Below are 21,507 nucleotides of genomic sequence, written 5' to 3'. Positions count from 1 at the left end.
GCGTCGGGTCGGAGGGAGAAGTTTCACGGAAGGATAGCGCCTGTGGTGATGTGCGTCCAGAACGACATGCTCACCATAGCCGGTGAAGTGCGCGTACAAACCGGCACTCACCCCAGCCCCCTCCCGAAAACCCTCACCGGTCCGGATTTACAGCGTTTCGGACTCGTCCAGACGTGTCGCGGGATGCACGGATTCACAGATTTTTGGCTGTGCCCGACACGTGCGAAATTTGCTCCCGTATCGGCTCACCTTTCGATTTGTCGTAATTTTACGACTGCGCTTCCCGGTCCTCGCCACAGGGTCGCTACTCGGTGTCGCGACAGCGCGCGGATGGGCCCGCACCGGCCTGTATGCATGTACAGGCATGGCTGGCCGGGAGACTGCGATTTGTTCCGGGATCCGGGAATGCGCGCCAAAAAGGCGCTCTGCCGCGTCGATCCAAGCCGTTTCACGGGCCGGGGCGCGCATTGTACAGCGCACAGAAACGGGCCGGTCCCGAAAATTCTCACCTCACCGGCTCTGAATTCTGTGACCAGAATGCCGAAGAATCCCCGACACACGCGGGATCGGCCACCAGGACCTCCCGAAAAGCCTCACCTTATTGAAAAAAGCGCTGCTCCAACGGAGGCAAAAGCCGCTCCCGAAAAATCTCACCGTAACCGCCGCGGTATCAAAAATGTCAATGGCATCCGATACTTATGCGCGGCAGGCGTTCCGGTGAGCCCTGCGGTCACCCCCCGAAAAACCTCACCTTTCCGGCATCCGGCCGAATTCGACAGCTGCCTGGCGACTCCTGAAAATTCTCACCTGTACCAAAAAGTGGCACAGCGAAAATCAGATTTCTGCCAGTCCCAGCGGGCTTTTCAGCGAATTTGCCCTGTGAGGGCCCCTGAAAAGCCTCACCTTTGACTAATTTTTAGGCAAATGAAGCTCCCGAAAATGCTCACCTATATGGCGCATGGCAGCCTGTGATTGATGCCCCGAAAAAGCTCACCTCAACGGGATCCAGCCAGGAAAACCCGGGTTTCGCTCCCGAAAACCCTCACCTTTGGGGCTTCACAGGCCCCACAGGGCACCTTTGCGGTGCAAAATGACGCTCGTTTCCCGGAAACCCTCACACCAAAACCCTGTGACGTCCCGTGAAACCTCACCTTTCACGAAAACTGCCCAAAAGATGGGCAGAATGAGGGAGCGAAGAAGGTCCTGCAAATTCTCACCTGTGTCTGCACAGGCAGAAAACTGTGAGCTCAAGAACAGCGTGGGTTCCGCGGCTGTGTGGCCCCGAAAAACCTCACCTTTGGGAAATCTCGTGTTTCACTGTGATCCCGAATCCGCTCACGACCTTTCCTGCATCGGCTCACGCAGCTCCCCGAACCCCATCACTTCAGCTCCCGCAGAACATCACCTTGGCTCCCGTAAAACTTCACCTTGTCGGCCGGAGAGCCTTGCTACATAAGGCTGTGCCGTGGCGTTAACGTTTTTAACTAAGGGTTCAAGGGTGTTTACTTCTAATACTCTCAAGACATCGGTCGTCGAGTTTTCCACAGAGACCCAAACCCTGAACACAGACAGGCTATGATGACGCTCGGCATGTGAAACAAATGCACTTTTTCCGAGTCTGCTCGAAAACGCTTTCGGGACAAGCACTTGGCTCGCTTTCTTCGCTTTGTTTCACGGAATCGGCGTGCTCCTTCGTCCGAATCGGTTCACAGCGCCGATTTCTGTGCACAGCGACGTAAATTCACCACGGTCGATCAAAACAGGTATCAAAAAATACGTATTTCGTTATGATCGCAACATCTCAATGTCTGTGAGCCTGTCATGACGCTGGATGAAATGCGTGAAGCCATTCGGGAAGAACTGGAATCGCTGCGCGCGAGCGGCGCACGCCGCCAGGAGTTGTCGCTGCATGCGTGCAAGCGCTTGTTCTTCGATCTCGGCATCCGGCCGTCGGCCGCCAACGTCCGCGATCTGACCCAGACCGGCAGTGCCAGCGACATTCCGAAGGACATCGACCATTTCTGGGAACGGATCCGTTCCGCGTCGAAAGTCCGGCTCGACGGAGCGGCGATTCCGAAAGCGGTCGAGGAAAAGGCCGGCGCCTTGCTCGGCGCACTCTATGAAGAAGCATTGAAGGCGGCGAGGGAAAGCCTCGATGTCGACCGCGAACAGATTCGCGCCGGCGTGACCGATGCGGAACAGCGGCTGCGCGATGCCGCCGTTCGCCAGGAAACACTCGAAGGCGCGCTGACGCGCAGTGAAACCCGCAACGACCAGCTGCAGGCGCGCGTGACCGAGCTCGAAGTGCAGCTGGCCTCGCAATCGACGCACGGTTCGGCAAACGAAGCGACGCTGCTCACCACGATCGCCCGACTCGAAAAGGAACTGGCCGCGATGGCCGCCCGCGTCGACGCCGAGCAGACGCAGAACGCCGCGCTGCGCGACCGCATCGATACGCTGCAAGCGGAATTGCAGCAGCGCACCGAACACTATGCGCAGCAGATCAAGGATGCGGTGGCCGAAGCCGAGCGTCGCGTCAAACCGATGCTGGTCGAACTCGACTCGTTGCGCAGCATGGCGGCGACCTACCAGAGCGGTTTGCGCGACGTGCAGCGCAAGGAATTCGATTTCCTTCAGCAATTGAGTTCGGCCAAGGCGCGTGCGGACCGGCTCGAGGAACAGTTGCGCAGCCAGGGCGATGAACTGGAACGCGCGACGCGCGACGCGAATCTGCTGCGCGCGAGCCAAGGGATGAATCCGGAAATCGCCGCGCTGATCCGGCGCCTGGCCAATGCGGGTCAACTGGATGCGGACGCGTATGCTGCGATCGGTACGTCCCTGGACCACGAAGTTCCGGTGCCGAGCCAGTGCCCGCGTTGCGACGGTGAACCCGAACTGGCCCAAGGCGACGACGGGTTCGAAGTATCGTGCCCCGAATGCGAACATGCGTCAGGGCCCTGGCCTTCGCGATTCGAAGCGATCGCACGTTTTGCACGCGAGTGACGCATCAGCCGGCACAACGATCGTACAGGTGAGGTAATCCGGGACGCGTGAGGTGAGGTTTTTCGGGAGCTGTGAAACGGTGAGGCTACGCCGCACAAGGCTGCTCACGGATCATGTCGCGTGAGCAGCCGTGCTTGGCATCAGTGAGTTTCGTCGTGGTCGGGCGCGTCACCGTTCGCGAGACCATCGCGCCAGTTTTTCCATGCGCGATGCAGGCGGTTCGACGAGATCGGCCGCATGAAGCCGAGCCATTTGCCGACCCGCTCGGGCGGCACGTCGTGTTCGAACAGTTCGGCCGCATATGTGTTGCGCAGCGTTTGCGGGCTCGCGCGCGCGGTGCGCGACGACGTGAGCCCCGCCGATTCGACGATCGCATCGATCGCGCGCAGCATCGTCGCCTTGTGCATCGGCCGTCCGGTGTGCGACGCCGGAAACACGAGCTCGCCCGGAATCTCCTGACGCTTGCGCTCCACGAGCCACGCTTCGAGCAACGCGATCGCGAACGACGCCAGATGGGTTTCGCGTGCGAAATCCGGATGCGTCGACGGGATCTGCAGCGACGTTCCGCTCGTGTCGATGCAACTAATGGTAAGCGCCCGTGCTTCGCCGGTCTTCACGCCGGCGCCGAGAAACGCAGCGACGAGCGCGCGATCGCGCCGCTCTTTCCAGTAGGCGGAGCCGGATACGCCGATCGGTGAAAACAGGTAGGCCAGCAACTTCGCGCGTTCGGTTGGCGTAAGGAAACCGGTCGGCTCGTTATCGCGTGCCTGGCGCCAGTTCGCTTCGCCATCCTGAGCAATGAAGCGGGCCGGGTTGGTGGACGCGAGCTCGGTGCGCCGGACGTGGTCGAGCACGCGCTCGATCAGCCGCAGATAGCGCATGCGCTGCGTTTTCCGGATAGGCAGCTCGCCGACGAAATTCGCGATCGATGCGGTATCGACCGTCGCCAGGTTTTTCTGGTGTGCGCGCAGCCACGTGAGAAACGCGCCCCATTGTGCGCGATAGACGTCGGCTGACGAACGGCGGTAGTCCTGCATGGCAAGCCACGCGTCGAATGCGGTTTCGGGCGACACGATCCAGTCGGATGCGCCGCGGTCGAACAGATCCTTTTCTTCCGGGCGTGCCGGAGTGTCGGAGGGCGTGGGAAGGGACATGTTATTTATTCCGTTAGTTGCGTATATGGTAGCCCTTTGCGCAACATCGCGGGCAGCAGGATGCGGGAGCCGGCCGCCGTGTCGGACGATCCGGGCCTGGCGTCAATCGCCCCATGCCTTGGACGGACGTTGAACGCGCTCGCGGTGCGCGGCTTCCTGCGACCGCGCCGCGGCTTCATACGCGAGGACCGCGAACGAGAAGACGGCGGGCAGCGCGTTCGACCGGCCGAAGTCGATCGGATCATCCGTTTCGGGAAAGGTCATATCCGACGGCCGTTCGAACAATTGACGCATGCCGGCGTCGTGCCGGCTGGCAAAGCCGAGATCGGCGAGCGCCTCGGCTTCGATGGCGTGCAGCAGACGCCACGACAGCGGGACGCGCTGACGGATGTAGCGCGCGGCTATATGGCGGACGATCAGCTCGAGGTCGTGCGCGGCAGCCTTGAAGCTGAGCGCGGCCAAATCTTGTTCTTCTGTCATCGCAGGCTCCTGTCGACCGGAGCGGCGCCTCGGTGCGCCGACCCGGCCATGCATGGCGGAATGTCCGTATACTGTACAAACATACAGTATTTTCCGCAACTGGCCTTTCGGCCAGCTATCCGCATTTTCAGCGATGAATCACGATCAGTAATGCGCGCGCTTCGGCCTTGCCGGGGTTGCGGATCGCATGCGGCGTGTCGGCCGCGTAGCGTGCGGTGTCGCCCGCCTTCAGGCGCCGGCTCGCGGTCGCGGCTTCGATTTCCATCGCGCCGTGTAGCACGGTGAGGTGCTCGCGCGTGCCGGGTTCGTGCGCGTTCGACACGAGCGCGCCGCCGCCCGGCAGCGTGAGTTCATACCACTCGAACTTGCCGGCCAGGTCGATCGGGCCCCATACGCGCAACTGATAGCGGCCGTCGTGACCGGCGAGCGTCGGAATGTCGTGCGGGCCGTCCACGCGGATCGTCTCCGCCGCCTTCGGTTGCGAGAACAGTTCGTCGAGCGTGATGCCGAGCGCATTGGTGAGCCGCCACGCAACCGCGATCGTCGGATTGGCCTTGTCGCGCTCGATCTCGGAGAGCATCGACTTCGATACGCCGGCCGCGCGCGACAGGTCGTCGAGCGTCAGCTTGCGCTCGTTGCGCAGGCGCTGGATTTGCTCGCCGACCCGTGGCGGCGTCACGCCCGGCGATTGCGGTGCGGCGCCGGCAGGCGTGCGCCGCGACGCGGAGGAACTTGCCATTTGGTTTCCGTTCGCTTAGAGTTGTTCGGTATTTCGAATTCTAGTTCGGAATATTGGATAAATGCGGTCAACCGAACGACCGACTATAACAGTAGCAGGCCGTTGCGCCGCCGCCACGAGCGGGGCGCTGCGGAATGCGAATCCCTGTCAGGAGCTTTGCGATGCGTGATGCCTTTCTCGCCCAGGTGCGCGGGACGCTCGACCAGATCCGCGCGGACGGTTTTTACAAGACCGAGCGCGAGATCGCGAGTCCCCAGGCGGCGGCCGTGCGGCTGGCCGGCGGTGCCGGCGTGCTGAATTTCTGCGCGAACAACTATCTGGGCCTGGCGAACGATCCGCGCCTGATCGCCGCTGCGCAGGCCGGTCTCGAGCAGGACGGCTTCGGCATGGCATCGGTGCGCTTCATCTGCGGCACGCAAACCGTACACAAGCAGCTCGAAAGCGCGCTGGCGTCGTTTCTCGGCACCGAGGACAGCATCCTCTATTCGAGCTGCTTCGATGCGAACGGTGGGCTGTTCGAGACGCTGCTCGACGAGAACGACGCGGTGATCAGCGACGAGCTGAACCACGCGAGCATCATCGACGGCATCCGCCTCTGCAAGGCGAAGCGTTTCCGCTACAAGAACAACGACCTGTCGGACCTCGAGGCGAAGCTGAAGGAAGCCGACGCCGCGGGCGCGCGCCACAAGCTGATCGCGACCGACGGCGTGTTCTCGATGGACGGCATCATCGCCGACCTGAAAGGCATCTGCGACCTCGCCGATCGTTATGGCGCACTCGTGATGGTCGACGATTCGCACGCGGTCGGCTTCATCGGCGCGCATGGTCGCGGCACGCCGGAGCACTGCGGAGTCGACGGTCGCGTCGACATCATCACCGGCACGCTCGGCAAGGCGCTGGGCGGCGCATCGGGCGGCTATGTCGCCGCGCGTCGCGAAGTGATCGAGCTGCTGCGCCAGCGTTCGCGCCCGTATCTGTTCTCGAACACGCTGACACCGAGCATCGCCGCGGCATCGCTGAAGGTGCTGGAGCTGCTCGGCAGCGACGAAGGCGCGAAGTTGCGCGAACGCGTGCGCGAGAACGGCGCGCGGTTCCGCGAGCAGATGACCGCGGCAGGCTTCACGCTCGTGCCGGGCGCGCATCCGATCATCCCGGTGATGCTCGGCGACGCGCAGCTCGCAACCAACATGGCCGACAAGTTGCTCGCCGAAGGCGTCTACGTGATCGGCTTCTCGTTCCCGGTCGTGCCGCGCGGTCGCGCGCGCATCCGCACGCAGATGAGCGCCGCGCATACCCCCGAACAGATCGATCAGACGGTCGCCGCGTTCGTGCGCGTCGGCAAGTCGCTCGGCATCATCTGACGGAGGTGCGACCATGAAAGCACTGGCAAAGCTCGAACGCGGCCCGGGCCTCACGCTCACGCGCGTGAAGCGCCCCGAAGTCGGACACAACGACGTGCTGATCAAGATTCACCGCACGGCGATCTGCGGCACCGACATCCATATCTGGAAGTGGGACGACTGGGCGCAGAAAACGATTCCCGTGCCGATGCATGTCGGCCACGAATACGTCGGCGAGATCGTCGAGATGGGGCAGGAAGTGCGCGGCTTCGCGATCGGCGATCGCGTGTCCGGCGAAGGCCATATCACGTGCGGCTTCTGCCGCAACTGTCGCGCGGGGCGCCGGCATCTCTGCCGCAACACCGTCGGCGTCGGTGTGAACCGCGAGGGTGCGTTCGCCGAGTATCTGGCGATTCCCGCGTTCAACGCGTTCAAGATCCCGCCCGAGATTTCGGACGATCTCGCGTCGATCTTCGATCCGTTCGGCAACGCGACGCACACGGCGCTGTCGTTCAATCTCGTCGGCGAGGACGTGCTGATCACCGGCGCGGGCCCGATCGGCGTGATGGCCGCCGCGATCGCGAAGCATGTCGGCGCACGCAATGTCGTGATCACCGACATCAACGACTACCGGCTCGAACTCGCGCGCAAGATGGGTGCGACGCGCGCGGTCAACGTGTCGCGCGAGTCGCTGCGCGACGTGATGGCCGACCTGCACATGACGGAAGGCTTCGACGTCGGCCTCGAGATGTCGGGCGTGCCGAGCGCGTTCACCGGCATGCTCGAGGCGATGAATCACGGCGGGAAGGTCGCGCTGCTCGGCATTCCGCCCGCGCAGACGGCGATCGACTGGAACCAGGTCATCTTCAAGGGGCTCGAGATCAAGGGCATCTATGGTCGCGAGATGTTCGAGACCTGGTACAAGATGGTCGCGATGCTGCAAAGCGGTCTCGATCTGTCGCCGATCATCACGCATCGCTTTGCGGCCGACGATTACGAGAAAGGCTTCGCCGCGATGCTGTCCGGTGAAAGCGGCAAGGTGATTCTCGACTGGACGGTCTGAGTGCCGGCGGGGCAGCACGGCGCGTTTGCCGACTGCCCCGCGCGTGCCGGAACGAGCGTTTGCGCGGCCGTTGAGGTTCGACAAACGCGTAAGGTGAGATTATTCGGGAGCTGTGCGCGCGTGCTGAATGGCGGCTCGATCGCGCTTTGATGTCGCGCTTGGGCGCGGAAGGCTGCGGTTGCGCGTTGCGCAGCGGCTGGTGGCCCGCACCTCGTTTTTGAAACGACGGCGATCACGCTTCGATTCCGCCGGACGCATCGGTGACATGCAATCGCGCATGCACCTCACCCATCAAGCCCGCGCCGCAATCCATTCTGTCGCGTGGCCCGACGCGCGTCTTTCTTTCTGCCCTTCCGCTTTCTCTTGCCGTGCTTGAGTAGCGAGCCCTAGCCGCAGCATCCGCTTGCGACGGCTTTGCGCTGTGCCCACCGTAGCACATTGGCAGCACCTCACCGCACAGCGCAATCACGCCGCAGCGTCGATGCGTGAGGCGATCACTGACGTGCGAACTCACCCGTGAGCCTGCCGATCGACACCGATCGGTGCGCTGCCCACTATCCGATCCCTTCACCGTTCGACCATTGCGGCTCGAACTGCAGACTCGACAAACCACCGCCTCCCGCCACCGGACTCAGCCCACGTTCGCCCCTCCCACCGACAGGGCCATTCCACACCGCTGTTGACGAGGGAGAACGATCGTTCTACCGTAAACCCATGAACACACATGATGACCTCTCTAGTGAACCGGCCGTTCGCGACCGGCTGCTCGACGCGGCCGAAGCGCTGATCTACTCGGGCGGCATTCACGCCACGGGTGTCGATGCGATCGTGAAGCGATCCGGCGCAGCGCGAAAGAGCTTCTATTCGCATTTCGAATCGAAGGAGGCGCTGGTCGTCGCCGCGCTCGAGCGCCGTGACGAACGCTGGATGCGCTGGTTCGTCGATGCAACGCTCTCGCGCGGCAAGTCGCCGCGCGCGCATTTGCTCGGCATGTTCGATGCGCTGCGCGACTGGTTTGCGCAACCCGATTTTCACGGCTGTGCGTTCCTGAACGCATCCGGCGAGATTGCCGACGCCGACGATCCGGTGCGCGTCGTCGCGCGTATGCACAAGGCGCGGCTGCTGGCGTTCGTGCGCGAGCGGTTCGACGCGTATGCCGACGACGCCGGCATCGAGCGTCGTGGGCTGGCCCGTCTCGCGCGCCAATGGCTGGTGCTGATCGACGGCGCGATCGGCGTGGCGCTCGTCAGCGGCGATGTAACCGCCGCGCGCGATGCGCGCGCAACGGCAGAACTCTTGCTCGATACGGTGTCTCGAGCGTCGAAGTAGTGCGTCCCAACCGGCTGCGTTCGTGCGCAGCCAGAACCTTGAACAGGAGCATTCCATGTCCGCTTCCCCGGAAGTTCGTCCCCCCGTTCCGCCGTTCTCGCTCGACACGGCGCGCCAGAAAGTGCGCGCCGCCGAAGATGCGTGGAATACGCGCGACCCGCAGCGCGTCTCGCTCGCCTATACGCCGCAGAGCCGCTGGCGCAATCGCGCGGAGTTCGTGACCGGCCGTGACGAGATCGTCGGCCTGCTGCAGCGGAAATGGACGCGCGAGCTCGACTATCGATTGATCAAGGAGCTGTGGGCGTTCGGGGGAAATCGCATCGCGGTGCGTTTCGCATACGAATGGCATGACGACGCGGGGAACTGGTTTCGCTCATACGGGAACGAGAACTGGGAGTTCGACGAAAACGGATTGATGGCGCATCGCCACGCGAGCATCAACGATCTGCCGATTCGCGAAGCGGATCGCCTGTACCACTGGCCGCTCGGCCGCCGTCCGGACGATCATCCCGGCCTGTCCGATCTCGGGCTGTGACGCAGCACGATGACGACACGTGAACGCGCTCGATCGTGCATCGAGCGCGTCACCCGTGCTCAATGGTGAGGAAATACGGGAGCCGCGTGTTGAGGTGAGTGTTTACGGGAGATGGAGCATTCTGTGCGGGACGGTGTGATTTTTCACGTGCTGCATCTCACCGATCAATCGTCGCAGGAAACGGCGCGAATGTGATGATGGACGTAGTACCACGCGCATCGACGTGCGTGATCGGTCGCCGATCGCACGCGAAGCGCACGTAATTCGAGCGGGATATCCGCGGCACCTTCGCAAAACTCACGGTAAGATTGAACGGTGTGCATTGATGCGTGATGCAACTCACCGTTCGAAATCGACAACGACACACACGCACACGCGTACGCATGAACGCTTGCAAACGCGCACATCGAAATAGACAAAGGTGCGCGGCAGCCGGTCGTGTTGCTCACCCTCGAACACGACATCCATCGACCACCTGGCGCACCCTTCACATCGTTTCGTCAGCCGGCGATGCGCGCCGCGATCGCCTCACCGACTTCCTGCGTTCCTGCCTGGCCGCCCAGATCGCGCGTGCGCGGCCCGGCGCGCAGCACTTCCTCGATCGCCGCGACGATCGCGTCGTGCGCTTCGTGCTCACGCCCGGCGCCGTTGCCGAGGAAGTCGAGCATCAGCGCTGCCGACCAGATCATGGCAATCGGGTTCGCGATGTACTGGCCGGTGATGTCCGGCGCGGAGCCGTGCACCGGTTCGAACAGCGACGGAAACGTGCGATCGGGGTTGAGGTTCGCCGACGGCGCGATGCCGATCGTGCCCGTACAGGCCGGCCCGAGGTCGGAAAGGATGTCGCCGAACAGGTTCGACGCGACGACGACGTCGAAGCGGTCGGGCTGCAGCACGAAGCGCGCGCACAGGATGTCGATGTGCTGCTTGTCCACGGCGATCTCGGGATAACGCTCGCCCATTTCGGCTGCGCGCGCATCCCACCACGGCATGCTGATCGCGATGCCGTTGCTCTTCGTCGCGACGGTCAGCCGCTTCGCGCGGCGCTGGGCGAGCTCGAACGCGAACTTCAGCACGCGCTCGGTGCCGTGGCGCGTGAAGATCGACTGCTGCATGACCACTTCGCGCTCGGTGCCTTCGAACATCGTGCCGCCGACGGACGAATATTCGCCCTCGGTGTTCTCGCGCACGATCATGAAGTCGATGTCGCCCGCCTTGCGGCCGGCCAGCGGCGACGGCACGCCGTCGAACAGGCGCGCGGGCCGCAGGTTGATGTACTGGTCGAACTCGCGGCGGAATTTCAGCAGCGAACCCCACAGCGAAATGTGATCGGGCACCGTCGCGGGCCAGCCGACCGCGCCGAACAGGATCGCGTCCATGCCCGAGAGCTGTGCCTTCCAGTCGTCCGGCATCATCTTGCCGTGCTGCGCGTAGTAGTCGCAGCTCGCCCATTCGATCTGCTCGAACTGAAAGCGGATGCCGAAGCGTGCGGTCACTGCGTCGAGCGCGCGCAGGCCCTCGGGCATCACTTCACGGCCGATGCCGTCACCGGGGATGACGGCAATCCTGTACGTCTTGTCGCTCATGCAAGCCTCCTTGGCTGGTCGGGCCGCCGGCGGCATGCACGGCGGAACATGACGCCATTTTATTTATTTCCAATCAGATTAAAATCACGTGAAAGGTTAATCGACTTTACACGAATCGTGAACAAATCGCCGAATCTCGACGACCTGCGCGTATTCAGCCTGGTCGTCCGCTTGACGAGCTTCAGCGCGGCCGCCGAGCAGCTCGCGGTGTCGCCCGCGTACGTGAGCAAGCGCATCGCGCTGCTCGAGGCGCAGCTCGGCACGCGGCTGCTGCATCGCTCGACGCGCCGCGTGACGGTCACGGAAGCCGGCGAGCGCGTGTTCGCGCGTGCCGAGAAGATTCTCGACGACGTCGATCATCTCGTCGAGGACGTGTCGACTACGCGCACGGTGCCGCGCGGCACGCTGCGCATCTCGAGCAGCTTCGGCTTCGGCCGCCATGTCGTCGCGCCCGCGCTGCTCGACTTCTCCGCGCGCTATCCGCAGCTCAACGTGCGGCTCGATCTGTTCGACCGGCTCGTCGACGTCGCGGGCGAAGGCTACGACCTCGACGTGCGCATCGGCGACGAGATCGCCGACCACCTGATCGCGCGCCGCCTCGCCACCAACCATCGTGTGCTGTGCGCGTCGCCCGACTATCTCGCACGGCGCGGCACGCCGCGCACGCTCGCGGATCTCGCGTCGCACGACTGTCTCGCAATCAAGGAGCGCGACCATCCGTTCGGCGTCTGGCGGTTGAATGTGCGCGGGGAAACGGCAACGGTGAAGGTCGGCGGCGCGCTGTCGACGAACCACGGCGAGGTGGCCGTGCAGTGGGCGCTGGCCGGACGCGGGATCGTGCTGCGTTCGATCTGGGAAGCGGCGCCGCTGATCGAGCGCGGCGAGCTCTGTCGCGTGCTGCCGGACGCGATTCAGCCGGCGAACATCTGGGCCGTGTATCCGGAACGCGTCGCGGCGTCGGCGAAGGTGCGCGTGTGCGTCGATTTTCTGGTGGAGGCGCTCGCCGGGTTGAATGCCGCGGCGAGCGACGATGCGGGCTGAAACCGGCCAAAGGTGAGCTTTTACGGGGGCATGTGCGGCGCATCGGCAAGCGCGTATTTGAGGCATGCAGGCGCGTCGCGAGCCGCTGCACCCCATAGGCATCGACGCATCGGCGCCCGCGATGCGCCGGGCCGACCGACGACGGTGCCCCGCGCGCGGCTTATGCCGCTTGCGCCGTGCTCGCCACACCGAGCATCAGGTCGAGATTCTGCACGGCCGCGCCGGATGCCCCTTTGCCGAGATTGTCGAACACGGCGGCCAGCAGCACCTGACCGTGCTCGGCATTGAAGAACACGCTGAGCCGCAGGTCGTTCGACCCGTTCAGCGCTTGCGGATCGAGATGCGTGATCGCGCGCGTGTCCGCGAGCGGCGTGACCTCGACGTGGCGCGCGCCGGCGTAATGGTGCGCGAGGCACGCGTGCAGCGCCTCACCGGTTATGCCGACCGGGAGCAGGCGCAGCTCGATCGGCACGGTCAGCACGATCCCCTGCCGATAGGCGCCGTAAGCCGGCACGAACAGCGGACGGTGCGCGAGCCCCGCATGCAGCTGGATCTCGGGCACATGCTTGTGTGCGAGCGCGAGGCCGTAGACCTGAAGCGGTTGCGCGCGTGCGGCGCCGTTCGATTCGAACGCGTCGACCGCGGCACGCCCGCCGCCCGAGTACCCGGATACCGCATGGATGCTCACCGGGTAATCGCGCGGCAGCAGGCCTGCCTGTTGCAGCGGCCGAAGCAGGCCGATCGCGCCGGTCGGATAGCAGCCCGGATTGGTGACGCGCCGCGCGTGCGCGATTATCTGCGCGTGTCCGTCGACCATCTCGGGAAACCCGTAGACCCAATCCGGTTCGGTGCGATGCGCCGAACTCGCGTCGATCACGCGTACCGTCGAATTCCGGATGAAGCCGACCGCTTCGCGCGCCGCGGCGTCGGGCAGGCACAGAATCGCGATATTGGATGCGTTGATGGCTTCGGCGCGCCGTGCGGGGTCCTTGCGTTCGGCATCCGGCAGCGTGACGAGCCGCAGGTCCGTGCGGTCCCGCAGGCGCTCGTGGATCTGCAATCCGGTCGTACCTTGGTCGCCGTCGATGTAGACAATGGGGAGGCTCATGATCGTCGCGTTCGTCGTTTCGGGCATCGGGAAAGCCGTATCGTCCACCGAACGCCTAGAATAGGAAAAGTTGAATTTCCTGATTACCGGATTCAGTTTTCCTGAACGAGAGGTGACGCATGCGCGAGATCAGTCTGGACCGACTGCGTACGCTGGTCGCGATCGCCGACCAAGGATCGTTCGTGGCCGCCGCGCAACTGCTTCATCTGGCGCCGCCGACGGTCAGTCTTCATGTCGCCGAACTCGAAAGCCGCATCGGCGCGCCGTTGCTGTCGCGCACGCGCGGCAACGTGCAGCCGTCGACCATCGGTGCTGTGCTGGTGGAGCGGGCGCGCCGCCTGCTGGCCGAGGTCGAGTCGACACTCGACGACGTGGAGCGGCAAGTGCAGGGGCTCACCGGTCGCGTGCGCCTCGGCGCGTCGACCGGCGCGATCGCCCATCTGTTGCCCCAGGCGGTGGCCCGGTTGCGCGAGCGGCATCCGGATATCGACGTGCAGATCGCGGTGCTCACGTCGCAAGACACGCTGGCGCGCATCGCGCAGGGCACGCTCGACGTCGGGCTGGTCGCGTTGCCGCAGCCGGCGGTCGCGGGGCTGTCGATCCGCGCGTGGCGGCGTGATCCGGTGCTGGCCTTCCTGCCCGCGGACTGGCGGCTTCCGGCGCGTGTGACGCCGGCCTATCTGGCCACGCGTCCGCTGATTCTCAACGATGCGACCACCCGCCTGTCGCGGCTCACGACGGAATGGTTCGCGCTCGGCGGCCACAGGCCCGAGCCGCGCATCGAACTCAACTACAACGATGCGATCAAGAGTCTGGTCGCCGCGGGTTATGGCGCGACGCTGCTGCCGCACGAGGCGGGCGCCCCGCCGCCCGACGCACGCATCGTCATGCGGCCGCTGCGGCCGGCGTTGTGGCGGGAGCTGGGTATCGCGCATCGGGTCGGCCCGGTCGAGCGCTCGACACAGCACGTGCTCGACGCGTTGTGGGCGCTCGGCGCGCGATAGGGAATCGCGCTGCCGTTCAGGACGCACGCCGTGGTGCCGACACGACCGGACGCGGCATGCGCGAGGCCGAACGCTTCCGGTCGTCTCGCGGTGTGGCAGCAAGCGGGCCGACTGGTGCCAACGCCAGCGCCGGCATGCGGCTCGGCCCGTTACAGCCGGTTGTCCCTCGCGAGCATCAGCACGCGCGCCCAGCGCCGCGCATCGCGCTTGTCCATCATCGGCAGCTTCCATTCGCCGCGTACCGCGTCGCGCACGCGCACGACCAGATGCCAGCGGCCGTCGATCGGCGCGGCCTCGCAGCCGTCGAGCTGCGACAGCGTATAGCGGCCGTCCGCGCCGTCTTGCGACAGCCACAGCAGCCCCTGCGACGCGGACACGCGCACCTCGCCCCATGCGCGATGCACGATGTGGGTCCAGCCTTGCTCTTTCGTGTTCGGCGCGATGTCGCGGCGGCGTTTGATCCACCACGTGATCAGCGCGATCAGGATGGCGCCGGCGAGCACGGCGGCCGCGATCGCGACCGGCTGGCCGAGCTGCGCGGCGATGACGTGAAACAGGTGAACCGCGCCCCATCCAATGGCGATGAGCGCGAACAGTGCAATGAAAATCGGCATGTCGAATCGGAAAAGAAGACGGACCGGCGCACGCAGCGCGCCGGTCCGCCGCACACGGCATTACCGGCGGCGGTGAATGTCGTGCGTGACGAAGCCCGCGTCGTTGACGGGCAGTGCGAGGCCGTCCTTCACCGCGAGCGTCTTGCGGATGTCGTCGAGACCCGCGGACCAGTGGTCGCGCATCGTCGACAGACCGAACTGATAGTCCTTGTAGTGGTGCTCGTACGCCTTCTGCTGATAGATCAGATGCTGGATGTTGTACTTCTTCCCGCTCGACATCGCTTCAGCCTCGACGCACCACGGGTCGTTCTTGCGCTGCTCTTCCGGCACCTGCTCGAGCACGTGGCGCAGCACGTTGCGGTAGCGCTGTTCGCGCTGCAGCGTGTCGGTGACGAAACGCGTGCGGCTCGAATACTGCACGTCCTTCGTGCGTTCCGCGACATCGGCCATCGTGCGCGGCAGCGGCCCGCGCGCGCTCCACAGATCGACCTGGAACGCGAGCGTGTCGCGGCGCGGGCGCGCGCGCAGCACTTCCATCAGCGGCGTGTTCGACACGACGCCGCCGTCCCAGTAGTACTCGCCGTCGATCTCGACGGGCGGGAACGCGGGCGGCAGCGCGCCGGATGCCATGAAGTGCTCGGGCGTGAGGCGAATGCGCGAGTTGTCGAAGTACACGAAGTTGCCGGTGCCGACGTTGACCGCGCCGACCGACACGCGCGTCTCGCCCGAATTGATCCGGTCGAAATCGCACAGCTTCAGCAGCGTCGCGCGCAGCGCCGACGTGTCGTACCAGCTGATCTTTTCCGGATGATCGGATACACCCGGCAGCGGCGGCGGGAAGCGCGGCACGAAGAATCCCTGCTGGCCCTGCATCATCGCGCTCGCGGCCTGCGATGCGGTGAAGAACGTGCGGATCTGGTCGATGCTGTTGAACAGCGCGAATTCGAACGCGGCCGGAATCGCGGGAAAGAACGCCGGCTGGCAGATCGTTTCCCAGAATTCGCGCAGCCGCTCGACGCGATGTTCGGGCGCATTGCCGGCGATCAGCGCGGTGTTGAGCGCGCCGATCGAGATGCCTGCGATCCAGTCGAGCGGAACGTTCGCTTCGTGCAGCCCTTCGAACACGCCGGCCTGATACGCGCCGAGCGCGCCGCCGCCTTGCAGGACGAGCGCGATCGTTTCATATGGCAGCGACCGCGCAGCGGCCGGTGCGCCGGCCTCGTGTTGCAGGTCCGCCGCATCGACGGCCTGCTTTTCTGTACGCGCGTGCGGTTTCATCAGTTGCTCCGAGAAATCCCGCCGTGGATGGCGGACACGGATGACGTGACGTCGATCGACGGCACGCCATCGTGAGTCTTGAGAATGGGCGGTGGTGCGGGAATCGCCTCCCGTCGGGGAGGCGAAGACATTACTGCATGAACCAGCCGTGGCTGACGATGAACGACTGCCCCGTGAGCGCGGCGCTCGGGAACGCCGACAGGAACAGCACCGTCTGCGCGACGTCCTGCACCGTCGTGAACACGCCGTCGACCGTATTGCCGAGCATCACCTTCTTGATCACTTCCTCTTCGCTGATCCCGAGCTCCTTCGCCTGCTCCGGAATCTGCTTGTCGACCAGCGGCGTGCGCACGAAGCCCGGACACACGACGTGCGAGCGCACGTTGTGCTTCGCGCCTTCCTTCGCCAGCACGCGCGCGAGGCCGAGCAGACCGTGCTTGGCCGTCACGTAGGCCGACTTCAGCGGCGACGCTTCGTGCGAGTGCACCGAGCCCATGTAGATCACGACGCCGCCGCGATCATCCTTGTACATGTGCTTGAGCGCGGCCTTCGTCGTCAGGAATGCGCCGTCGACGTGGATCGCCTGCATCTTCTTCCAGTCGGAGAACGAGTAGTTCTCGATCGGATTGACGATCTGAATGCCGGCGTTCGATACGAGGATGTCGACCGAGCCGAATGCTTCGGCGACCTTGTCGATGCCGCTGTTCACGGCGTCCTCATTGGTCACGTCCATCGCGACGCCGATCGCCTTGCCGCCTGCCTTGTTGATCTCGTCGGCAACCGCGTTCGCGCCGTCCTGGTTCAGGTCGGCGATCGCGACCGCCGCACCCGCCTTGGCGAGCTCCAGTGCGATTTCCTTGCCGATGCCGCTTGCGGCGCCCGTGACGACTGCGGTCTTGCCATTCAGGTTGCTCATTTCGAATTCCCGTGGTGAAAGGATTGACAGGGAGAAAGGACTGCGGACGTGTTATTGAGCCAGGTAATCGTAGACGACTTCGCCGAGGCCGAGCGTCAAATCCGCGACGATGTGGCGCGCTTCGACGATCTCGAGCACCGGCAGGTCGGCCACCGGCGCAAGGGCGTGCGGTGCCAGCTCGAGCGACGCGGGGCCCGTCCATGCGCCCTTCATCTTGATGTCCTGCATGTAGTAGCGCACGAGTTCGCACACGCGGGCGGTGCCGTCGACGTGCGGGATGATCTTCAGCAGGAAGTTCGGGCCGGCGAGGCGTTTCGCCTGCTCTTCGATGTCGAGGTCCTTGTGCTTGTAGCCCATCGTGCCGGTCGCGACGCGCACCTTGCCGTAGTCGAGCGTGCCGAGGATGTGATCGGTGTTCACGTGCAGCGTGGGCGACGCGAGCTTCTTCGGGAAGCCCCACAGCTCGCGGCCGCCGGCGATCGGCGGGTGATCGTCGAGATACATCGCGAGCGTGTAGCCGCCGGCCTGGCCGTTGTATTCGACGGGGATCACCTGACCGCTTTCGGTGTAGTCGCCGAAGCCGGTCGAATCGGCCATGCGAATGAATTCGTAATGTACGAGCGGCTCGGTGATCTGCAGCGGCTCGGGGACAATCTCACGCAGGCGGTCCGGATCGGTGCGATACGTGATGATCAGAAACTCACGATCGACGAAACGGTACGGCCCCATCGGGAAAGCGGGGCTCGTCAACGGCATCGCAAACGCTTTCGATCGGACATCGCTGATTTTCATGCGGACTCCTTGTTGTTGATCGCTTCGTGGATGATTGGTCGTAATCGTATGCCTGTGCGTCGCCGTTGTGCGATGCCGCATATGGAATTAATTGTTGCCGATTTCGATTCATTTGCCGCTTAAATATTGAGACAAGCGGCACAAACAGCGCGCACGGCGCCCGGTGACCCGATATTCATGCGCATCAATGAAGCCACGATGCGAAAAGGTGAGGTTTTACGGGAGAGTTGGTGAGCTTCTACGGGAGACGGTCGCGCGTCGATGTGACAATTGTGTGAACTTGTGTTGCAGCGCGGGCTCTAAGTGCGTTCGCGCGCGGCGCACCGGCCGGGCCTCGTTACCGGGGCCGACGCATTAAGCAACGCTTAAGCGGGTGCGCCCTAGCATCGTTCGCCTCCGACCGGCACGGCCGGTCCATCATTACGCCCCACGCAACCGCATTCATGCAGAACCTCAATCTCACCCTGTTTTCCGCCATCAACGCCGGCACAGCGCCGCACCCCGGCGTGGCCCGCCTCGCGATCTTCGCCGCCGACTGGCTCGTCTATGCGCTGCCTGCGATGCTGCTGCTGACCTGGATCTTCGGCGAGCGCGCGACGCGGCGCCAGGCGGTCGAAGCCGGCGTCGGCACCTGCGTGGCGCTGGCGCTCGCTCAGGTGCTCGGGCATTTCTGGTTTTCGCCGCGGCCGTTCATGGCCGGCGTCGGCACGCAACTGATTCCGCATGTGCCGGACAGCTCGTTTCCGAGCGATCACATGACGTTCGCGTGGAGTCTCGCCGTCGGCATGATGCTTGCCGGCACGACGCGGCTGACCGGGTTCGTGATGGCTGCGATGGCCGTCGCGATTGCATGGGGACGCGTGTATGCGGGCGTGCACTGGCCGTTCGACATGGCCGGCGGCGTGCTGGTCGGTACGGCCGGCGCGCTGGCCGCGCATTTGTACGGGCAACGCGTGGTCGAGCTGCTCGAACGGATCGGCGACGTGGTGCACGCGGTGATGATGGGGCGCGAGCGCGCGCCCTGAGAGAAACAAGCGGGAGAAGTGCAGGCCGGACGCCGTCAATCGGGCGTCTTGGCCGATTCGGTCGATGCCGACGTGCTGCCGCCTGCTTCATGCAGTTCGGGCGTTTCGCCCGGGTGCCGGGTGGCGTCGCGTTCGAGAGAGCTTTCCTTCAAGATCGCGCACATCGCGACGAACAGCGCGAGCACGACGGCCGCCAGGCCGCAATAGCCGGCGATCTTCAGGTTGCGAAGGAAAGGCGAAGCGTGGCTTTCTCTTGTCATGACCGGGCGCTCCTGGGCGGGCTGCGGCGGCTGTCGCCCGACAGCGGCGTCGCAGACATACATATATACCAGCCGCCCCGCCGATGCCAAGCCCGCCGATGCGCGGGCGCCGGTTCGCGTCAGTCTTCCAGCGTTTCGTGCACGGCCGCCGCACCGCGCTTCCAGTATGCCGCCGCACGAATGCGCGACTTGTCGATGCCGCGCTCGCCGGTCAGGTGCAGGCGCACCGCGCGCATCGACTGCGCTTCACCCGCCGCCCAGACATAACCGTCGCCGGAGGACGGCAGCGGCAGCTCGCGCACCGCATTCAGCAGCGCGTCGCCGTCCGCCGCATCGGCTTCGGCGCGAAAGCGCCAGATTTCATGTACGTCGGCGCGCGTATCGAAGGAGATCTGCGCGGTGCGATCCGCGACTTCCAGCACGACCGCCGCCCGGGCGCCGGCCGGCAACTGCTCGAGACGCCGCGCGATCGCCGGCAGCGCCGTATCGTCGCCGATCAGCAGATGCCAGTCGAAATCGATCGGGATGACGAACGAACCACGCGGACCGCCGACGCCGAGCCATTGGCCGACGCGCGCCTGCGCCGCCCACTGCGATGCGGGGCCCGGATGATTCAGCACGAATTCGAGATCGAGTTCGCGGGCGGCGCGGTCGAAGCGGCGCGGTGTGAAGTCGCGCGCGACCGGTTTCGGTTCGCCTTCGGGAAACTCGGGGCCGTTCGCGCCGAGCGTCGGCATCGCGGGCCGCTCGGCGCCGGGCGGCGGGAAAAACACCTTCACGTGGTCGTCGAACGACGACGATTCGAAATCGGCGAGGTCGGGGCCGCCGAGCGTGACGCGCAGCAGATGCGGCGTCACCGCGTGCACGCGCACGACCTGCAGCAGGCGGAACTTGAGGGTATGGCGCACGCGGGTCACGGTGCGCTCGGATGTGGTGTGCATCAGTCCGTACTCCTTGTGGTTTGACGGGGCGGCGCGGATTACGCGCCGGTGCCGCCTTCGATTTCGGCTGTCGCGCGGCGCATGATCGCCGCGATGCGCCGCTGTTCGTCGGCGTCGGCCGCGCTCTTGTGCAGCAGCGCCCGCTTGAGCGCGAGACGCGCTTCGACGAACTCCGGAAGCCAGCCGGGCTGTGCATCGTCCGGTGCGTCGCTGGCCGCCGATTCGCCGGCGAACGCGCGGCGCATGAATTCCATCTTGCGTGCGAGGTGCGTGAGGCGCGCGAACAGCGTGTCGACGCGTTCGCGCTGCGCGTCGAGGTGCGCGCGGCCGGCATCGGTCAGCGCATAGCGCTTGCGATTGCCTTCCGCCTGCGACGCGACGAAGCCGACTTCCTCGAGATACGTTAGCGCCGGATACACCATGCCGGGGCTCGGGCTGTAGAAGCCGTTCGAGCGCGTGTCGAGCGCCTTGATCAGCTCGTAGCCGTGGCTCGGCTGCTCGGCGACGAGGGCGAGCAGCAACAGTTGGAGATCGTCGGAGCTGAACTGGCGGCCGCGCGGCATGCCGTCGTCGCCGAAATCGCCAAAGCCGCCGCGTCCGCCCCGGCCGCCGAATGGGCCGCCACCGCCAAACGGGTCGTGGCCGCGGCGATGGCGGCCGATTGCGTGCCAGAGGCCGGCGAACCAGTCAGGGCCGGCATGCGCACCATGACCGTCGCATCGGGCATGGCCGCGGGAAGGGTTGTGTCGCATGATCGTGTCCTATATATCGGAAAACATATCTAAAGATATATATCGAAAGATAGGGTGTCAAGGAGGGATTAGGGGGCGGGATGGGACGTGAAGCTGTGCTGACCGGCTGCGGCGCGGATTCCCGTCGGCATGTTCCGTCGATGCCGTCGTCGGCCCGCTCCGGCGACCGGGGGGCCGTTGGCGGAGCCGGTGTTGCGTTCATTATTAATCTGGACGCTCGCGCTTACCGCTGATCTCCTGAAGCATTCCGAATGGAGCAGCACGATTTGTGAATAAATTAATCAATATCAATTATAAAAACATCGGCGACCATTGTTTAAATTCCGGAAATTATTTAATTTAATTATCGCTCGATCAAACAAATTGTCCGCGACAGAAAAGGTCGTCAAATCCACCTCGTAATTCAATGACATCATCCGTTGCAGTGCTTGTCCGGCGGGCATTTACGCGGCGAAGAAGAATTCCGACCCTTTATCCGCGACCCTGAAAATCCGTCGAAATGTGAAGCATTGCAATATAAAGCCCCTGCGCCGGGTATTCCGGTTGC

At 64.5% G+C, this 21,507-nt stretch carries 20 protein-coding genes; 8 read left to right on the top strand and 12 right to left on the bottom strand.

Annotation, left to right across the window (positions count from 1 at the left end; all coding sequences use genetic code 11):
* Positions 1–1,821: 1,821 nt before the first annotated feature.
* On the top strand, positions 1,822–3,003 hold the full coding sequence (locus tag FFI87_RS29425) for a DNA-binding protein (protein WP_138849766.1): 1,182 nt from the start codon (positions 1,822–1,824) through the stop codon (positions 3,001–3,003).
* A 140-nt stretch (positions 3,004–3,143) separates the two neighbouring features.
* On the opposite strand, the gene FFI87_RS29420 is transcribed toward FFI87_RS29425, so the two are convergent.
* The 3 genes from FFI87_RS29420 to FFI87_RS29410 form a co-directional block, all read right to left on the bottom strand.
* On the bottom strand, positions 3,144–4,157 hold the full coding sequence (locus FFI87_RS29420; protein ID WP_012365034.1) for a tyrosine-type recombinase/integrase: 1,014 nt from the start codon (positions 4,155–4,157) through the stop codon (positions 3,144–3,146).
* A 102-nt stretch (positions 4,158–4,259) separates the two neighbouring features.
* A complete protein-coding gene (locus FFI87_RS29415) occupies positions 4,260–4,637 on the bottom strand; it encodes a DUF2471 family protein (RefSeq protein WP_138850246.1) in 378 nt (125 codons plus the stop codon).
* A gap of 127 nt (positions 4,638–4,764) precedes the next feature.
* The gene (locus FFI87_RS29410; RefSeq protein ID WP_138849767.1) at positions 4,765–5,376 is read right to left on the bottom strand and encodes a helix-turn-helix domain-containing protein; all 612 of its coding nucleotides are present in this window, start codon (positions 5,374–5,376) and stop codon (positions 4,765–4,767) included.
* A gap of 161 nt (positions 5,377–5,537) precedes the next feature.
* Here FFI87_RS29410 and FFI87_RS29405 point away from each other — a divergent pair, with 161 nt between their 5' ends.
* The 4 genes from FFI87_RS29405 to FFI87_RS29390 all read left to right on the top strand — a co-directional run bounded on the left by FFI87_RS29405 (position 5,538) and on the right by FFI87_RS29390 (position 9,643).
* Complete coding sequence (locus FFI87_RS29405) at positions 5,538–6,737, top strand: glycine C-acetyltransferase (RefSeq protein ID WP_138849768.1); 1,200 nt, start codon at positions 5,538–5,540, stop codon at positions 6,735–6,737.
* 13 nt (positions 6,738–6,750) lie between these two features.
* The gene (gene tdh, locus FFI87_RS29400; protein ID WP_138849769.1) at positions 6,751–7,779 is read left to right on the top strand and encodes an L-threonine 3-dehydrogenase; all 1,029 of its coding nucleotides are present in this window, start codon (positions 6,751–6,753) and stop codon (positions 7,777–7,779) included.
* 714 nt (positions 7,780–8,493) lie between these two features.
* On the top strand, positions 8,494–9,108 hold the full coding sequence (locus FFI87_RS29395) for a TetR/AcrR family transcriptional regulator (protein WP_138850247.1): 615 nt from the start codon (positions 8,494–8,496) through the stop codon (positions 9,106–9,108).
* 55 nt (positions 9,109–9,163) lie between these two features.
* Positions 9,164–9,643, top strand: coding sequence for a DUF1348 family protein (locus FFI87_RS29390; RefSeq protein ID WP_138849770.1), 480 nt, complete (start codon positions 9,164–9,166; stop codon positions 9,641–9,643).
* 500 nt (positions 9,644–10,143) lie between these two features.
* On the opposite strand, the gene FFI87_RS29385 is transcribed toward FFI87_RS29390, so the two are convergent.
* The gene (locus tag FFI87_RS29385) at positions 10,144–11,229 is read right to left on the bottom strand and encodes a tartrate dehydrogenase (protein ID WP_138849771.1); all 1,086 of its coding nucleotides are present in this window, start codon (positions 11,227–11,229) and stop codon (positions 10,144–10,146) included.
* A gap of 117 nt (positions 11,230–11,346) precedes the next feature.
* On the opposite strand from FFI87_RS29385, the gene FFI87_RS29380 reads away from it, so the two are divergent.
* Positions 11,347–12,270 (top strand): LysR substrate-binding domain-containing protein, encoded by a 924-nt coding sequence (locus tag FFI87_RS29380; RefSeq protein WP_011659913.1) that lies wholly within the window; start codon positions 11,347–11,349, stop codon positions 12,268–12,270.
* Between the two features lie 160 nt (positions 12,271–12,430).
* On the opposite strand, the gene argC is transcribed toward FFI87_RS29380, so the two are convergent.
* Complete coding sequence (argC, locus tag FFI87_RS29375; protein WP_138849772.1) at positions 12,431–13,378, bottom strand: N-acetyl-gamma-glutamyl-phosphate reductase; 948 nt, start codon at positions 13,376–13,378, stop codon at positions 12,431–12,433.
* Positions 13,379–13,497: 119 nt separating this feature from the next.
* On the opposite strand from argC, the gene FFI87_RS29370 reads away from it, so the two are divergent.
* Positions 13,498–14,382: a LysR family transcriptional regulator gene (locus FFI87_RS29370; RefSeq protein WP_012365043.1), complete on the top strand. Its 885-nt coding sequence runs from the start codon at positions 13,498–13,500 to the stop codon at positions 14,380–14,382.
* A gap of 149 nt (positions 14,383–14,531) precedes the next feature.
* On the opposite strand, the gene FFI87_RS29365 is transcribed toward FFI87_RS29370, so the two are convergent.
* The 4 genes from FFI87_RS29365 to FFI87_RS29350 form a co-directional block, all read right to left on the bottom strand.
* A complete protein-coding gene (locus tag FFI87_RS29365; RefSeq protein ID WP_138849773.1) occupies positions 14,532–14,996 on the bottom strand; it encodes a hypothetical protein in 465 nt (154 codons plus the stop codon).
* A 60-nt stretch (positions 14,997–15,056) separates the two neighbouring features.
* A complete protein-coding gene (locus FFI87_RS29360) occupies positions 15,057–16,274 on the bottom strand; it encodes a patatin-like phospholipase family protein (protein ID WP_012365045.1) in 1,218 nt (405 codons plus the stop codon).
* 130 nt (positions 16,275–16,404) lie between these two features.
* Positions 16,405–17,190 (bottom strand): 3-hydroxybutyrate dehydrogenase, encoded by a 786-nt coding sequence (locus FFI87_RS29355; protein ID WP_006480179.1) that lies wholly within the window; start codon positions 17,188–17,190, stop codon positions 16,405–16,407.
* Positions 17,191–17,241: 51 nt separating this feature from the next.
* Positions 17,242–17,982, bottom strand: a complete 741-nt coding sequence (locus tag FFI87_RS29350) for an acetoacetate decarboxylase (RefSeq protein ID WP_011659919.1) — start codon at positions 17,980–17,982, stop codon at positions 17,242–17,244.
* Positions 17,983–18,425: 443 nt separating this feature from the next.
* Here FFI87_RS29350 and FFI87_RS29340 point away from each other — a divergent pair, with 443 nt between their 5' ends.
* The gene (locus FFI87_RS29340; protein WP_138849774.1) at positions 18,426–19,007 is read left to right on the top strand and encodes an undecaprenyl-diphosphatase; all 582 of its coding nucleotides are present in this window, start codon (positions 18,426–18,428) and stop codon (positions 19,005–19,007) included.
* A gap of 35 nt (positions 19,008–19,042) precedes the next feature.
* On the opposite strand, the gene FFI87_RS29335 is transcribed toward FFI87_RS29340, so the two are convergent.
* The 3 genes from FFI87_RS29335 to FFI87_RS29325 form a co-directional block, all read right to left on the bottom strand.
* Positions 19,043–19,267: a hypothetical protein gene (locus FFI87_RS29335; protein WP_012365047.1), complete on the bottom strand. Its 225-nt coding sequence runs from the start codon at positions 19,265–19,267 to the stop codon at positions 19,043–19,045.
* A gap of 119 nt (positions 19,268–19,386) precedes the next feature.
* A complete protein-coding gene (locus tag FFI87_RS29330; protein ID WP_138849775.1) occupies positions 19,387–20,208 on the bottom strand; it encodes a siderophore-interacting protein in 822 nt (273 codons plus the stop codon).
* 38 nt (positions 20,209–20,246) lie between these two features.
* Complete coding sequence (locus FFI87_RS29325) at positions 20,247–20,960, bottom strand: PadR family transcriptional regulator (protein ID WP_138849776.1); 714 nt, start codon at positions 20,958–20,960, stop codon at positions 20,247–20,249.
* Between the last annotated feature and the right edge of the window lie 547 nt (positions 20,961–21,507).

It is taken from the genome of Burkholderia sp. KBS0801, from assembly GCF_005937855.2.
GTDB classification, from domain to species: Bacteria; Pseudomonadota; Gammaproteobacteria; order Burkholderiales; family Burkholderiaceae; genus Burkholderia; species Burkholderia ambifaria.
This window is presented reverse-complemented; position numbering and strand designations above follow the sequence as displayed.

Bases quoted from the DNA above. Each gene is read 5' to 3' on its own strand.
- FFI87_RS29425 (WP_138849766.1), top strand. From the start codon at position 1,822: ATGACGCTGGATGAAATGCGTGAAGCCATTCGGGAAGAACTGGAATCG.
- FFI87_RS29420 (WP_012365034.1), bottom strand. From the start codon at position 4,157: ATGTCCCTTCCCACGCCCTCCGACACTCCGGCACGCCCGGAAGAAAAG.
- FFI87_RS29415 (WP_138850246.1), bottom strand. From the start codon at position 4,637: ATGACAGAAGAACAAGATTTGGCCGCGCTCAGCTTCAAGGCTGCCGCG.
- FFI87_RS29410 (WP_138849767.1), bottom strand. From the start codon at position 5,376: ATGGCAAGTTCCTCCGCGTCGCGGCGCACGCCTGCCGGCGCCGCACCG.
- FFI87_RS29405 (WP_138849768.1), top strand. From the start codon at position 5,538: ATGCGTGATGCCTTTCTCGCCCAGGTGCGCGGGACGCTCGACCAGATC.
- tdh (WP_138849769.1), top strand. From the start codon at position 6,751: ATGAAAGCACTGGCAAAGCTCGAACGCGGCCCGGGCCTCACGCTCACG.
- FFI87_RS29395 (WP_138850247.1), top strand. From the start codon at position 8,494: ATGAACACACATGATGACCTCTCTAGTGAACCGGCCGTTCGCGACCGG.
- FFI87_RS29390 (WP_138849770.1), top strand. From the start codon at position 9,164: ATGTCCGCTTCCCCGGAAGTTCGTCCCCCCGTTCCGCCGTTCTCGCTC.
- FFI87_RS29385 (WP_138849771.1), bottom strand. From the start codon at position 11,229: ATGAGCGACAAGACGTACAGGATTGCCGTCATCCCCGGTGACGGCATC.
- argC (WP_138849772.1), bottom strand. From the start codon at position 13,378: ATGAGCCTCCCCATTGTCTACATCGACGGCGACCAAGGTACGACCGGA.
- FFI87_RS29370 (WP_012365043.1), top strand. From the start codon at position 13,498: ATGCGCGAGATCAGTCTGGACCGACTGCGTACGCTGGTCGCGATCGCC.
- FFI87_RS29365 (WP_138849773.1), bottom strand. From the start codon at position 14,996: ATGCCGATTTTCATTGCACTGTTCGCGCTCATCGCCATTGGATGGGGC.
- FFI87_RS29360 (WP_012365045.1), bottom strand. From the start codon at position 16,274: ATGAAACCGCACGCGCGTACAGAAAAGCAGGCCGTCGATGCGGCGGAC.
- FFI87_RS29355 (WP_006480179.1), bottom strand. From the start codon at position 17,190: ATGAGCAACCTGAATGGCAAGACCGCAGTCGTCACGGGCGCCGCAAGC.
- FFI87_RS29350 (WP_011659919.1), bottom strand. From the start codon at position 17,982: ATGAAAATCAGCGATGTCCGATCGAAAGCGTTTGCGATGCCGTTGACG.
- FFI87_RS29340 (WP_138849774.1), top strand. From the start codon at position 18,426: ATGCAGAACCTCAATCTCACCCTGTTTTCCGCCATCAACGCCGGCACA.
- FFI87_RS29335 (WP_012365047.1), bottom strand. From the start codon at position 19,267: ATGACAAGAGAAAGCCACGCTTCGCCTTTCCTTCGCAACCTGAAGATC.
- FFI87_RS29330 (WP_138849775.1), bottom strand. From the start codon at position 20,208: ATGCACACCACATCCGAGCGCACCGTGACCCGCGTGCGCCATACCCTC.
- FFI87_RS29325 (WP_138849776.1), bottom strand. From the start codon at position 20,960: ATGCGACACAACCCTTCCCGCGGCCATGCCCGATGCGACGGTCATGGT.